This is a genomic window from Streptomyces sp. VTCC 41912, from assembly GCF_045799175.1.
GTDB classification, from domain to species: domain Bacteria; phylum Actinomycetota; class Actinomycetes; order Streptomycetales; family Streptomycetaceae; genus Streptomyces; species Streptomyces albulus_C.
This window is the reverse complement of the sequence record NZ_JBJMAB010000005.1, coordinates 263,931-277,357: the sequence shown is the minus strand read 5'-3', so window position 1 is coordinate 277,357 and position 13,427 is coordinate 263,931. Positions and strand designations below refer to the sequence as shown.

18 protein-coding genes are annotated in these 13,427 nt (G+C 64.3%); 2 read left to right on the top strand and 16 right to left on the bottom strand.

Annotated features, from left to right (window positions below; genetic code table 11):
• Positions 1-83 precede the first annotated feature (83 nt).
• From ACJ6WD_RS10860 to ACJ6WD_RS10785, 16 genes are all read right to left on the bottom strand, one after another.
• The gene (locus ACJ6WD_RS10860; protein ID WP_366408063.1) at positions 84-236 is read right to left on the bottom strand and encodes a hypothetical protein; all 153 of its coding nucleotides are present in this window, start codon (positions 234-236) and stop codon (positions 84-86) included.
• Positions 237-263: 27 nt separating this feature from the next.
• Positions 264-1,052, bottom strand: a complete 789-nt coding sequence (locus ACJ6WD_RS10855; protein WP_407615672.1) for a hypothetical protein — start codon at positions 1,050-1,052, stop codon at positions 264-266.
• Entirely contained in the window at positions 1,052-2,776 is a 1,725-nt protein-coding gene (locus ACJ6WD_RS10850) for a phage portal protein (protein WP_407615671.1), read from the bottom strand. Before ACJ6WD_RS10850 ends, ACJ6WD_RS10855 begins: the two co-directional genes overlap by 1 nt.
• A 162-nt stretch (positions 2,777-2,938) precedes the next feature.
• Positions 2,939-3,337, bottom strand: a complete 399-nt coding sequence (locus ACJ6WD_RS10845) for a hypothetical protein (protein WP_407615670.1) — start codon at positions 3,335-3,337, stop codon at positions 2,939-2,941.
• Positions 3,338-3,746: 409 nt separating this feature from the next.
• The gene (locus ACJ6WD_RS10840) at positions 3,747-4,868 is read right to left on the bottom strand and encodes a methyltransferase domain-containing protein (RefSeq protein ID WP_407615669.1); all 1,122 of its coding nucleotides are present in this window, start codon (positions 4,866-4,868) and stop codon (positions 3,747-3,749) included.
• Positions 4,865-5,827, bottom strand: coding sequence for an ATP-grasp ribosomal peptide maturase (gene tgmB / locus ACJ6WD_RS10835; protein ID WP_407615668.1), 963 nt, complete (start codon positions 5,825-5,827; stop codon positions 4,865-4,867). Before tgmB ends, ACJ6WD_RS10840 begins: the two co-directional genes overlap by 4 nt.
• Before the next feature lie 31 nt (positions 5,828-5,858).
• Complete coding sequence (tgmA, locus tag ACJ6WD_RS10830) at positions 5,859-6,152, bottom strand: putative ATP-grasp-modified RiPP (RefSeq protein WP_407615667.1); 294 nt, start codon at positions 6,150-6,152, stop codon at positions 5,859-5,861.
• 211 nt (positions 6,153-6,363) lie between these two features.
• Positions 6,364-6,846, bottom strand: a complete 483-nt coding sequence (locus ACJ6WD_RS10825; protein ID WP_407615666.1) for a hypothetical protein — start codon at positions 6,844-6,846, stop codon at positions 6,364-6,366.
• A complete protein-coding gene (locus tag ACJ6WD_RS10820) occupies positions 6,843-7,727 on the bottom strand; it encodes a hypothetical protein (protein ID WP_407615665.1) in 885 nt (294 codons plus the stop codon). Before ACJ6WD_RS10820 ends, ACJ6WD_RS10825 begins: the two co-directional genes overlap by 4 nt.
• A 532-nt stretch (positions 7,728-8,259) precedes the next feature.
• The gene (locus tag ACJ6WD_RS10815; protein WP_407615664.1) at positions 8,260-8,469 is read right to left on the bottom strand and encodes a hypothetical protein; all 210 of its coding nucleotides are present in this window, start codon (positions 8,467-8,469) and stop codon (positions 8,260-8,262) included.
• A 95-nt stretch (positions 8,470-8,564) separates the two neighbouring features.
• Complete coding sequence (locus ACJ6WD_RS10810) at positions 8,565-9,413, bottom strand: helix-turn-helix domain-containing protein (RefSeq protein ID WP_407615663.1); 849 nt, start codon at positions 9,411-9,413, stop codon at positions 8,565-8,567.
• 3 nt (positions 9,414-9,416) lie between these two features.
• Positions 9,417-9,935 carry a DUF6879 family protein gene (locus ACJ6WD_RS10805; protein WP_407615662.1) on the bottom strand — a complete coding sequence of 173 codons (519 nt, stop codon included), beginning with the start codon at positions 9,933-9,935 and terminating at the stop codon, positions 9,417-9,419.
• Positions 9,907-10,176, bottom strand: coding sequence for a hypothetical protein (locus ACJ6WD_RS10800; RefSeq protein WP_407615661.1), 270 nt, complete (start codon positions 10,174-10,176; stop codon positions 9,907-9,909). The genes ACJ6WD_RS10805 and ACJ6WD_RS10800 overlap by 29 nt, the downstream gene beginning before the upstream one ends.
• 251 nt (positions 10,177-10,427) lie before the next feature.
• Entirely contained in the window at positions 10,428-10,901 is a 474-nt protein-coding gene (locus ACJ6WD_RS10795) for an NUDIX domain-containing protein (RefSeq protein ID WP_407615660.1), read from the bottom strand.
• Positions 10,898-11,107, bottom strand: a complete 210-nt coding sequence (locus ACJ6WD_RS10790; RefSeq protein ID WP_407615659.1) for a hypothetical protein — start codon at positions 11,105-11,107, stop codon at positions 10,898-10,900. The genes ACJ6WD_RS10795 and ACJ6WD_RS10790 overlap by 4 nt, the downstream gene beginning before the upstream one ends.
• Positions 11,108-11,743: 636 nt before the next feature.
• Entirely contained in the window at positions 11,744-11,959 is a 216-nt protein-coding gene (locus tag ACJ6WD_RS10785) for a hypothetical protein (protein WP_407615658.1), read from the bottom strand.
• A 137-nt stretch (positions 11,960-12,096) separates the two neighbouring features.
• On the opposite strand from ACJ6WD_RS10785, the gene ACJ6WD_RS10780 reads away from it, so the two are divergent.
• On the top strand, positions 12,097-13,020 hold the full coding sequence (locus tag ACJ6WD_RS10780) for a helix-turn-helix domain-containing protein (RefSeq protein ID WP_407615657.1): 924 nt from the start codon (positions 12,097-12,099) through the stop codon (positions 13,018-13,020).
• On the top strand, positions 13,017-13,232 hold the full coding sequence (locus tag ACJ6WD_RS10775; protein WP_407615656.1) for a DUF397 domain-containing protein: 216 nt from the start codon (positions 13,017-13,019) through the stop codon (positions 13,230-13,232). Before ACJ6WD_RS10780 ends, ACJ6WD_RS10775 begins: the two co-directional genes overlap by 4 nt.
• Positions 13,233-13,427: the final 195 nt, after the last annotated feature.

Here is a 13,427-nt window from a genome sequence, read left to right as displayed (position 1 = left end):
CGGTATTCCCCGTGCTACGAATGAATGCTACGAGGAGGAGGGGTTCACCGATACAGCGTGGTTCTCACTGACCCATCACTGGGTCAGGCGGCCCGAGACCGGAGGATCGGCATCGACTGGAACAAAATTTCCTTCGACCAGAGTTCCTGAATGGCCGGGGAAAGCTGCGAGTTCGCGCCGGAGTAGTTGGTGGGGGACGCCGACAGACGCGGCGTACCGGTGATGGCAGAAGCCATGCTTACATCCCTTACTGGTGCGGCGGATTAACCAACCATGCCCTGACGTGCCGCGGTGCCGGCGGCCGGCAAGAGTTGACCACGGAGCTTGGCGTACTCGGACATGGGCATGTTCTTGATGTCGCCAGCGGAGTACTGGCGGTAGCCGGCGTCCGTGTCGGCCGGACCGACGCCGTAACCGGTGGGAGCGGTGCCTCGCATCGAAGCCCGAGTCGCGACCTGGGTCTGCTGGATCTGGGCGACGATGGCCGCGCTCTTCTGCTTCATCAGCTCTACCGACTGGCGAAGCTCGTTCTCGGTGTTGCCCTGGACGAGGTCGACCAGCTCGGGTGCGATGTCGTCGGCAGCCTGCGAGAGCAGGTCACCACGAACGGTCTGGAGGCGCTGGAACTCCTGCTCGCGGGCGAACAGCTCGCGGTCCTGCTCGTAGCTGGACTGGAGTTCGGTGAAGCGCTTCTCCCACTCTTGCTCGCGCTCCTTGAGCAGGGACTTGGCAGACAGTTCCGCCTGCCGCTTCGCCTCAGCCTCGTCTTCGGCCTGCTTGCGGGCGGTCGCCTCGGAGGCTTCCTTGTCCTCACGGGCCTTGCGGACGGCTTCGAGTTCCTCCTTGGTGGCCTTGAGGATCTCGTCCTGCTGGTTCAGACGCCCGTAGAGCTTCTCGCGCTCCTCGCGACGGACCTTCTCCAGGTCGTCGGCGGTGAAGCGAGCGTCAGTCTGCGGTTCCTTGGGCTGCTCGGGAATGACCGGGACAGTGAGGACCTGGTCGTTGGGGGCACCGTTCGGGGCAGGGGCGGGGGCGTTGGCCGGAAGTGTCATTAGCTCGTCTCCTGGTTACTGGCATCCTCCGAATTCCGGCTCTGCGGCAGCTTTGTGCCGTACGCCATGGTCACGAATTGATTGATCAACATGTTAGTGTCCACACCGAGGTCGATCCCGGTTGCTCCGGGAAGAACTCCGGTCTGAGCGTTGCCAGCGGGAGATCCGGACTGATCCGGGCTTCCCCCACTTGACGGGGCTGGACTACCACTTTCCTCAGTAGCAATTCCAGTCATCTGGACAATAGCAGAGGAAATGGTTGCCTTGATAAGCTCCAGCGCCCCCTGCTCTATTACGTCCCGGCGCTGCTCGCTGAACATCTCTTCTAGGCGCTCGTCGGGGAATTCCTCGCCGAGTTCCACGAGGGCGTTGCGCTTGGATTCGAGACCGATGGCGAGCTTGGCCTGGATCTCGTTGAGCTTCACGAGGTTGTCGACCGGGAGCGGCATCGGCCAGACGCACTCGACCTGGTAGACCTGCGGGTCGTTGGGGTCGAGGAGGACGGGCTGATCGCCATCGGTCATGATGCCGTCGCTGTACGGGTCGTACAGCAGCGTCTCGGGCTCGTGGCAGAACAAGGTCCGCAGCACCAGCTCGTTGATGTGCTTCAGGCCCAGCCCATAGTTCATCTGCTTGATGCTGTTGCGGTTCATGAGCGGCTGGTACTGGATTGACAGGGCGACACCACTCGTATTCGAGATCGGCTGCATCTGCCCGAGTGCCGATTCCGGGACGCCCATGATCTCGTGCATCGCCGTCTTGAGTACCTGGATGAACCCCATGGGCCCTGACAAGTCGACGCCGTTCTCAAGGTTGTAGACCTTGGCCCTTTCCGGCAGGCCACCCCAGATCTTTCGGGGGCCGCGCTCCAAGTTCGTGGCCTTGGCGCCCTGGATAATCGTCGTCGGCGACGCGTGGTAGTTGATGATATCCGAGACGTCGGTCATCTTCTCGTTCAGCTCGCGGTTGATCGAGATGATGTCGCCGATGTCGGCGAGTCCCCAAGGAGATCCGGACACGGCTATGTTCCGGATGTGCGCGACGGGAATCATGCCGAGCGGATTCGGGCGGGAGTCGATCAACTCGTCGTTCAGGTACTCGTCGATGGTGGTGTCGGTCAGACGCTCGGTGTACGTCATGACCATCCGAGCCCCGTCGGCACCGGTCGTCCAGAACTTGTAGCGCAGCTTGAAGGCGACCAATCGGTCCCTGTCGTGCGGGTGGTACTCCGGAAAGCAGTTCGCCGAGTTCAGCGGAAGGATGCGGACGCGGCCCGGATGGATACCGCCTGCCGAGTCGACCCACTGGGGCTCGTATGCGACCTTGACGAAGGAGTCGCCGGTTACGCCGCCCTGCTCACCGATCGAGTTCAGCAGGGATTGTTTGTCGTTGTCGACCTCCCAGACCCGCTTCAACAGGGCCGGCACGACGTGCTCGTACCTTTTCGGGACCGCGAATTTGACGCCCTTGGAGAAGCAGAAGTTGTTGATATAGCGCGCGAACGTCGCCACATAGTTCAGGGTGATCTGCGGCTCGCCGGCTTCTCGGCGGTAGGCCCAGTGATGGCCCAGGTAGAACGCAAAGTTAGTCGCATAGCGGTTCAGCCGAGGCCCATGGATTTCGAAGTCCTCGTCCGACAGCTCCACTAGACCCAAGGGGCTGATGCTGATGGTGAGATCAGAGCCGGCCGCACGCTGGTTCGGCGGGAAGAAAGCGAAGGACAACCGACACATCCTCGACTAAGCACCGAATGGTGCACCTGTATGGAGGCGCGGTGCTACGAGTTGATGTGCCGAATTTCGCTGTGCCCCATCCTCACATGGAGGCTGGTGGGAGTGTTAGCCACAGAGCCCCCCGGTTTTCCGAGGGGCTCTGCGGTGAGGCGGTCAGTCGGTGGTCTTGGCGTAGTTCGGGCGCTCCTGGTGATGGCCGTCGCGGATCACCATCTCGAAGCGCTGCTCGGCGCCGTGGCCGGCGCCGTGGGCGAAGCCACCGAGGAATGCTGGCGCCTCGGGCCAGGCCGCGGAACCGACGTGCGCGCGTTCTCGCATTGTCTCAGCCGCCGGCTTTTCGAACACGTTCGCGTTGTGGTTGTTCCTTCCGGGTGCCGTGGCGTAGCCCTGCATCACGCCCTTACCGAACTCGTCTGGGATGTCGGTGTCGGTAGCGACGCCCTCTTCGAACCTGAGTCGGCCCCGGCGGGTGGTATTGGCGCCGGCCTTGATGCCGTAGTCGTACTGCCCCTTCTCCGGAAAGCTCGGGTTTGGGGCGAGGTTTCCTGCCATGTGTTCCTCAACTCCTTGTGAGACGTCTCGGAATCAAGGGTGAAGGGCATTTCGGGAAAGTGTTATAGACCCGTACTCGTCAGCCGGGTCCCCATTCATTCCATAGTCCGCCGCTGCCGCGCCAGTCTGAGGAGCCGCTTAGGGTCGAGTCCGAGAGCGTCGAGGAGATTCAGACAGTCATCCCAGGTGGCGGCATGGCTCGCTGCCTGCATGCCCGCCCGATCCTCCTCCTCCTGGGATGCCCCCCGGGCAGCCGGGAGGCTGTCGCGGAGCGACCGCATTCGTTCGTCGTGACTCTTGGGTAGCACACGGACGTGTGGCATGCCCCTCCTTCCTTGGCGCACTCATCAAGCGCCGAGAGCCTGAGTGGTGTGATTCATTCCGTTGCCCACGCAGGGCTGACCGCCGGCTACGGCAGGCGCCAAGACGTTCCCGAAGGAGAGTCGAGCCAGAGGGTGTGGGCGCCGTCAGACGAGATGGTGAGCCCGTAGCGGTCGGGAGAGGGACGCCCGTGGTTCGCCCAGTGGCTGTGCAGGGGCGCGCGTTCGGCCCACAGGTCTCGCGGGCCGCCGTGGTCGAGCTGCGCTGTGCGGGGATCGAGGAGGGTGATCCGTGCCCACGACGAGGTGCTGGGCTCAAACAGGCAGTGGATCTGGCCGGCCCCGGTGCTCAGCCCCACGTCCAGCACATCCGGGGCGATCAGAGAGGAGAGGAGCTGCGGGACCTCAGCGTCCAAACTCGCGGGCAGCACGATCTCCCGGGTAGCTCCGGTCCAACTCAGAAGGTCCCGAGTGAAGTGCCCCGCGGTGCGGCTGACGTCGGTCGCTGTCGCACGGGCCAGCATGAACGTGGCGAGGTGCGGCAGGAAGTGCCCGCTGGCTGCGTGTTCTGCATCGACGGTGAGACGCGCGATGCCGCTCGCGATGTTCGCGACGATGATGCCGCCAGGCCGCACTTGGGCCGGCCATGCGGTCGGGATGCGGCCGACGCCGCACGTTGCCAGGAGCCGATCGTACTGCGCCCGCTCAGGGCAGATTTTCATACCGTTCCCGGTGACCAGCGTCGGAGCGAAGCCCGCCTCCTGAAGGCGACCACGCGCCACGTTCACGAGATCAGGGTCCACGTCCATCGACACCACGTGCTCGTCACCGAGCCGGTAGGCGAGCAGGCCGGCGTTGTAGCCCGTGCCGGATCCGATCTCCAGGACGTCGTCGCCGTCCTCGACGTCCAGCGCCTCCAGCATCCTGGCCATGAGGCTGGGTTCAGTGGAGGAGCTGGTCGTGGTCCCTGCGGCGTCTGACTGGGTGAGGAGCGAGACGTCGCTGTACGCGGCGGTGAGCCAAGAGGGGTCGCCCTCGCTGTATTCGATCTTTGTGCCCTGTGACCGCACGGCGAACCGGGGGACGAACGTGTGGCGCGGGACTGCGAGGAACGCCTCCTCCCACTCCTCGGAGTGCAGCGCCCCTGTGGACACCAGGCGCTCTGTCATGAGGCGACGGAGTTCGCCAGCGGACGGTGTTGTGGTGGTCATGAGGATCGCCCCTCCAGTAGGTCTGCCAGTGCTCGGGTGATGGGGCCCCGCAACTCGGGAATGAACCCCCACTGCCCGTTGGGGTTCAGGTCGTGGAAGTACCAGACCCCGTCATGGGTAACGAGGAAGTCGAGAGCGGCGTAATGCAGCCCGAACTCGTCCACGAGCCGTGTAACGCCTGACGCAAGTTCCTGTGGTACTTCGCACGGCACGTAGGTGTGGCTGGCGTAGTCGGTACGGATGTCGATCCGTGCCTTGTCCGACGTCGTGTGGATCTCAGCCGCGAACATCCGGCCGGCGACGACCGTCAGCCGCACGTCGTACGCCTTGGGCACCCACTCCTGGAAGAGGTGGGCGGTCAGGGCCAGGGAGCTTTCAATTTCGCCCGCGTGTACCTGTGTTGTCCACAAGGCTGCTGGTCGGCGGTCGATGTCCTCGGGCGGCGCGGAGCCCAGGGCCTTGTAGGCGGCCACACGGCCAGGCAGGCTGTCAATGAAAGTGCGGGCTTCCTCTTCATCGTTGGTGATCAGGGTTTCCGGGATAGGTAGCCCGCACCGGACCGCGGTGGCGAGAGCAACCGGAGCGACGCCTGCAATGGCATTGTGATGGGGATGGTTCACCCACGTGCAGTCCATCGAGGCGAGGAGGCCGCCGACGCCCGCCGCGGCCTCGGCGGTTGCCCAGCGGGCCGCCTGGGCAGACAGGCCAGCTTCGACTCGAACCGGTGAAGGGCGCCTGTAGTACACGGCACGGACTTGGTCGAGGACGAGGTCCCGGTGCTGACCCCGCAGTTTCCCTGCCCACGAGGGCAGTTCGGAGCTGATTCGAGCCGAAGCGCCAAGGCGCTCCGGGAAGTCGCCGGGATCCATACGGACCACAGGGACGTCCCTGTCGGCGAGTTCCGAGATCACCAGGTCAGCAGTCGAATCCAGCGCGCGAGTCAGCACCAGGACCGTCATCAGTCAGAGCCTCCAGTCATCCGAGCAGGCGTCACTGGTCAGTGTCGTTCTCGGTGTCGGTCGCGAGCTGGCTGTCCTCACGCGTCTGCGACGTCGTGACCAGCTGCGTCGCCATGGACGGCGCGTGGATGAACGGCTCACCGCTCCCAGTGACGCTGATCTGCCGCTCGGGGCAGAGGGTCAGGGACGGTACGACCTCCGCGCCCGGTGCGACCGGGACGGCCCTGGAAAGGCCGAAGGGGAGAACCCCCGACTCGGACGGCAGGGTGATCTTCTCCGGGCTGACCGTGCTCGGGAACATCGGAGGCGCAAGGTGCAATGCCATGGTGCACTCCTTCTCTTCTTTGTACTCGATTTGTTGAGACCGCCCCAGCAATGCGACCGTCACCATCTCTCAGGGGCAGAGCTAGGGCGGGGGTTGGGCCCACTCCAGTCACGGGCGGGGAGGCCGGGCTCTTCGAGCTATACGTGACTGGAGTGGAAGCTTGGGGGCCTAGTCGGCGGGCGTCTGCACTGTGCGCGGGGTTAGAGGGGGCCTAGCAGTCTCGGTACCGACCCGCCATTCCAGCCTCGGAACGACTGCGCATCGGAACTCCCCACTCACGCAATCGCTTGAGAACCGTGGTGTGACTTCCGCCGTACCTTCGCGCAATCTCATGGGCGGAGACTCCCGCGCGGTAGTCGGAGACCATCTTCTCCTTGGCGCTGGGAGAGTAACTGACCCTCTCCCGCCGTCGGCGAGGCTCTCCCCACTCCTTGAAAATCTCACGCATCTTGACCAGGGAAACACCCATTTTTTCTGCGAGTTCCGACAGTGTGACGCCGCTGCGGTACATGCGGATCGCCTTCTGCTTGGATTGCTTCAAGTCGGGCTCGACTCGCTGAAGGTGCTCCTTGCGCTTCAGGTCAAGTTCATTGAACTTGTCCCAGTCCTTCGCGCTGCGAGCCTTATCGAGCTGCCTTTCGAGGTCGCGACACCCGGAACAGTCGAAGCGAAAATGGGGCTTCTTTGTCGTCACTCGGCTTTTCCTGCGATAGTTGCAAAGTTGATTGGAGAAATTGGTTCGACGGTTTGGAACACGAGAGCGCTGAAGTGCTGGGCGCCGATCTTCATCGGTCGTTCCTGTACACGCACCTGGTAACCACCGGTTTTCACAGCCGAGAGAATCTGGTCCAACTTGTCGTACAGTTCCTCACTGGAAGACACCTTGTCGGGCCACCAGTCCAGTTGCGCGCAAAAGGAGGACAATGGCGGCCACAGCACGGTGTCGATGTCACGAACCACTACGCCTTTGCCAGCTTGATACCTGAACCCGGCATCGTCCATTCGCCGTTGAAGCACTTCGAGGGGCGACTTCTCTGACCACCGATAGACCCGTGGGGACGGCACCCATCTCCAAGCGTCGACCGGACGTACCGGTGGTTCCGCGCCCGGCCCCATGCGGTACACCAGCAGACTGGCGTTCGCATCTTGAGTCGGACGTGGCCGACGCCCAGCGCGCTCGACGATGTACCCAAGGGACCGCAGAGCCTCTGCCACAGCCTTCAGGCGCGTCGCCCAATGCGCTTCAACTTCAGCGTGGGACTTCCCGAAAAGAGCCTTCGCCTTCTTTGGGGAATTGGAAAACGTACCTATAAAGCTCGCATCGGGGTACCAGTTCACCACAACACACAGATCAGCGCCTGGGGGCCATGCGCACTCAGGGGCAGACAGAGCACGGCACCATCCAGCTCCGGGGACGATGCCGCGATCGACCATACGGAATCCGTCGCGAACGCCACTAACGAACCAGTTTTCGCCGATTCCGAGTTCGTCCAGGTCGTAGTTCACCACAAGAGGTGCCGCCCTAAGCGCGTTACCTTTGTCGTAGACGGGGCGACCATTCCAGTAGCTCTCCACCTATTTCCTCCACTGAAAACCATTCTTGCCAACCCTGTACCGCTATAGGCAGAGTGCGGTGGTGCGAGTTATCCCAGCCTTCGCAGGCCCCTTCCGTGGGCTCCAGGCCGGTGGCTTCTAAGATCCTGCGGCGAAGGGCGTGGGTCGGCGACTCGCCTCCGTAGGCATGGTGTCGCCGTCGCGCTTCTCGCCGCCCGCGGTGCGGACGACCACCAGGTCCGCAGGGTTCCTGTGGTTGGGTCACCCGCCCAGGCTGCTCGGCTGTCCAGGTTCCCGCGGCCTGGGCGGGAGTCTTATGTGCCGGTCATGTGGGCGCAGACGTGGCAGACCCACATGCCAGGCGTTTCTTCCGTCATCAGATGCCCGTGTTGGCAGAGCACCTACTGACGGCCGTTCGTGCGGCAGGTGGCGCACGGGTAGGGGCATGCGGGTACCGGCTGGCCCGGGGGAATCGACGTGGTGCCGGAGCGGCCCCACAGAGGGCTGCCGATCGTAGCTGGCTTGTGGTCGTGATCGGGCGGGTCAGGGCGGGTCACAGCGTCTCCCGGTGTCCGTTGCGGTGGTTCCGGATTCCCCGGGCGGCATTGCAGGCGGTCTTCCAGTCGCGAGCCTTCGTCGCCTGGTCGCGTTGCGTGGCGAGGGTGGTGCAGTGGGCGCAGCCGGGGGTGGGTGTTCCCTCCAGGAGCCAGGGGTCCAGGGTGAGTTCGACGGGTTCGGCGCTGTACCGGCTCGGGGTCGTCATGCCATCTCCGCGGGTTCTCGCGTCGTTGAGGTGCCGACAAACCTAGGGAGTGCCGGGCGGAAGCAGGAAGCCGATTGCACGCGATTGCACGTGAGTTATCTGAGGGATGCCATGGCTGATGTGATTAGCCTTCGAGCCTTCTCGCCGTGCACTGCCATCTCGGCCATGGTCGAGAACGCGTCGGCGTACGCGCGTACCTCTGTCGGCTGGGTGAGCGTGAGGTAGCCCGAGACGAGTTCGACGTTGGCTTGGGCCTGGTCGAAGATGTAGAACCCTTCGACCGGCATCCGTGTCCGGCCGAGTTCGGCAGGTACTACCCCGATGCTCACGTTGGGCAGTGCTCCGACCATCAGCAGGTGTTCGAGTTGTTCGATCTGCGTGTCGACGGTGCCCAGGGAGTTGGTCAACACCGGCTGCTCCATGAGGAACGCAAAACGCTTCTGTCCCTCGTACAGCACCCGCTGTCGATCCATGCGCACGGCCACCGCATCGGCAACGTCGTCGATCTCCACGCGCCTGCGTTGGACCGCGCGGAGCACGTCCTCGGTGTACGCGCATGTCTGGAGCAGGCCGGGGATGAATGCTGGGGAGTACCACCGGAACCGGCGGGTGCGTTGATAGATCGGGAGAACGGCTTGCTGTGCCCGTCGTAGGCCGGTGCGCTCCATGCGGCTCCACTGGATCCACATGCCGTTTGCGGCCTTGAGAGAGGCGATGAGGTCCTGCGCCTGGTCCTCCGCTCCGCATGCCCGGCACCACGCCATGATGTCGTCAGCGGAGGGTGCGGTCTTGGCAGTGGCGATGCGGGATACCTTCGACGGGTGCCAGCCGCACATCGCTGCCAGTTGCTTCCCTTCCAGGCCGGCATCCCGGCAGATCTCGCGCAGACGGTCTGCAAGATTCTGCCGGGCTTCCTGGGCACTGGACGATGACGACACTGCCATGGGTCAGGCGGGCTTGTACTCCTCGTGCGGGATTGCCCGCTCCCATACGGCTTCGAAGGCGTCAGCGCAGAGTTTGATCACTTCGGGGTCGCTGATGGGTTCCGGGCCGGCCGAGGACCCAGTGCCCGTGAAGTGGTTGAACTTGCCGCGCTGGCCGTCGAAGACCCAGAAGTCGTTCCCGGGCAGGGCGATGTCCGAGGCGCGCCGACGAGGTAGCCAGCGCACCAGTTCACCGCCTGCGAGGTTCACCGGTCCAGTGACGTCGTACTCGAACCGGATGTAGTCCGAGATCGGTTCGCTGATGATCCGGGCGCGACGCACGACCACTCCGCGCGCCGTCAGCCCCTTCACACGTGTGGTCCACCCTTGGTAGGCCGCGGACGCCTCTTCGATCCGACCCTGTTGCCAGGCGATGAACGCCGGGTCATCTCGGATGTAGCTGTCCCTCATCTCCAAATGGACCGCGCTCGTGGTGACGCGGGCCCACTCGTCTTCAACCTGCGTCGGCACCGTTCGACTCATCCTCACTTCCGTGCTCGGGAATGTACTGGAGCATCACCTTCGGCAGCCGGACGATCGTCTCGTGATCCGGAACATTGGTCGAGTGACCGGGGATTGAGCCGATTTCCTGGCAAGCCCTCACCTCCAGGTCAGTGGCCTTGTAGGACTGGATCAGCAGGTCTCCGGTGTCCTCGTCCTGCCAGATGGTCGGCGACTCTTCACCCGGTGTGTTCGGGATGATGCCGAGGAACTTCAGCTTCATGCCTAGCCACTCCCTCTGTCGATCCGATTGCATCCGATTGCACGACCATCACTCTGTGGGGGGATGGCCGTCAAGGGCACCCTTGAGGCAGTTCGTAGGGTGGGGCCGCCTGACCCAACGCCCCAGTTCTCGCAGGCGGCCCCGGGCTCCGATCCTTCCGCACCCGAAGGATGGCGGAGCGCTTCCCGGCCATTGGCCGGGCCCGTCCGGATGTTGTTCGCGTCACCCGGACGGGGCTGGGGGTATCGGCGCTAGCCGAGTAGGGGAATGACCTCCAGCAGCTCGATGCCACCGCCGGCCTTCAGTGCTCGGAGGGCGGACCGGGTGCGAGCAGCCGTGTGGGGCTGGGCGTGATCAGCGAGTCGGTTCGCGGGGATGAATCCGTGAGCACTGAACTCGGCACCGTTCAGGCAGAAGTGGGTGTTATCGGGGAGTTCGCCGCAGTCGACGACCAGGTTGTACCCCTCTGCGGATTCGAGGCTGGCCTGCGTGTATTGAAGGGCCAGGACGAGGCCGGGGCGGGCCTCCAGACCGGTTTCCTCGCGCACCTTGCGGCGGAGGGCATGGGTCGGTGGCTCGCCTCCGACCGCGCAGCCCCCGGGCAGCGACCACGGCTGAAACTGCCGGTCGCGTTGGCGCAGCAGCAGGGGGTGGCCTTCTGCGTTGCGGAAGAGCGCCAGGAGTCCGATGCGGCGGAGGGCAGGGTTGGTGAACTGGTCCGTCATGCTGCGGGAACCTCCTGCTCCTGGTGCTCCTCGCACTCCAGTTGCTGGCGTTCGGCAAGCGTCGCGTTCGTGCACCAGGAGGTGAGGGCGTCCCAAGGCTCTTGGCTCGGCCTGCCGATGACGAGGCAGGCGCCGTTGATCTTGATGATGCGGCCGACGCGGCCTCGGGTGGTGTCCAGCACGACCTGTTGTTCGACGAAGCGCATGATGGCGTCTTCCCTGTGGTGGTTGGGCCTGCCCCGGCAGTGACATCGCCCATACGTTGCCGAGGGGTTGGTGGCCGCCCAGGTCCGGGCGGGGGGGTGGACCTGGGCGGCGTGGGAGTGCACCTGACGCGGTCTGCCCGACAGAACCCGTCAGGTGCACTCCGTGCTCCCCGATGTCTCCGGACGAAGAAGACCCGGGAGCCCGCGAGCGGAGGTGCGGGCTCAACCGTGGGGAGCGCGCCCGGCGGGCATCACTCCGCCGGGGGTCTTTAGGGTCGCCGGTGGCGACCGGGGAGGGTGGTCTGCTGCGGAACCAGCCCGGGGGGCCGCGCGACGCGCGGCGCTACCTGGACGGGAGGGCCAAGGGCCCCAACCACCAAGGTCGCTCCGTGCTGGCGGCAGCTCCACACCGTGGCCGACTCCTGGGTCATGTCGTGCCAACCGAAAGGGCAGCCAACGGAGTTCGAGTCGCCGGTCGCCGTCGTCTCCTGTGCGGTATCCCGCTGGTCAGTGAGCCGGCGTGCTAGTAGGCGCTGCACGGTCGTCCCCGGTCGTCGGTTTTCTTGCCTCCGTTCGGGCCCTCCGACTGTTCGTTCCTCTTGCCGTTCTTCTGGCTCAGGTCCTCCGGCTTACCGCTCACGATCGCGCTCCCTTCAGGTACCCGGTCACGCGGGCGGTCTGGCTCGGGGTGAGCTGCGGCGGGACGACGCGGTGAAGGCGCATGCCGTCCCGCTCCGTCACCTTCACGGTGCTCGGGTCCGCCTGAATGCCGATCGCCTTCAAGGCGTCGTCGAACTTCGCTCCCGCGTCGGCGCACGCCTGGTACGGCGTGCGGGCCGTAGTGGTTGTCATGATCTGCTCTCCAAGCCTCAGGGTGGCTGGGTTTTGGCCTCTCGCACAGTCACGCTGTGCGGCCGACCGATCACAAAGCTAGGAGAAAACCGCTACGCTGACGAGCGTTTCACCGACCAACCTGGAGTCTGGTCGGTGTGGCATATGCCAATCACTGTGACCTGCAAGAACACGAACGCCGGGGTGACTGGACCGGCTCCGTGGTCAGGGGGAAAGAGATGGGAAACGGCCTTGACGCTGAAGAAGTCGCGGAAGTTACGGACGCGAGGAGGGAGTTCGCTGAGGAACTGAAGAGCGCCCGGGAGCTACATGAGCCGCGGCAACTGAGTCAGGAGGCGCTGGCTCGGCTGGCCCGAACATCCAAATCGACGCTCAGTCGGGTGGAGACGTGCAAGGGGCGCATCCCCTCGGAGCTACCGGCCAAGTTAGATGAAGTCCTGGGCACGGACGGGAAGTTCAAGCGGCTGTTCGAAGAGATCGTGGCGCGCAGCTTCCCGTCGCTGTACCGACAACGCATGGCTTTGGAGCGCGACGCCGTCGCAATTCGAGAGTGGTCTCCGACGATCGTTCCAGGTCTGCTTCAGACTGCGGACTACGCCAGGTATCTCCTCAAGGCTGGGGCGCCACGTGCGGGAGAGGAGGAAGTATCACGAGACGTCGAGAACCGACTGCGTAGGCAAGCTCTGTTGAACGTGGATACGCCGCCCGATGTTCACGTGGTGCTTTGCGAATCCGTGTTGCGCAGGAGGTTCTGCCCCCAGGAGGTCATGAAGCGGCAACTCAGGGCTCTGCTGGAGGCGGCAAAGAGCCCGACCGTTCGACTTCAGGTGCTTCCGCTGGACGCACCGGGAAGCCTCTTCATCGACTGGCCGGTCTCGTTGATTACATCTCCAAGTCATGCCGTCTCAGTCTGCGTTGAGACGTACCGGACGGCCAACATCATCGATGAACCTGAGCACGTACGTAGGGCGATTCGGACCTACGATGAACTGACCAGCGAAGCGCTTTCCACACGGGCGAGCGCCCGCATGATCGAGGAACAGATGGAGTCACTGTCGTGATCACCGGTCCGACCCAGTGGGTCAAAAGCGGCTACAGCAGCCCAGAGGGGGGCAACTGCTTGGAGTGGTGCCCCGCTTCGGCCTCCACGACCGGCGTCGTCCCGGTGCGGGACAGTAAGGCGCCGGACGGCCCCGTTCTCACCTTCCCGACCGACGGGTGGATGGCGTTCGTCGGGGCCGTCAGGAGCAACGAGTCCTTCAGCGGAATGTAGGGCGCCCTCCGGCAACACCGGTTCCCCCTTCGCGACCTTGGGGAGGGGGAACTGCTATGGCAAAGATGCGCCGATGTCCAGAGAGGTCTTGTGGCGTTGCCATGGCGGAGACTGCGGGCTTTTCCTGCTAAGGGGTCGTGCTCACGTCGAGAGCAGCAAGCCTCCACCTCGACGGGGTGGGGGCTTTGCGTTTCC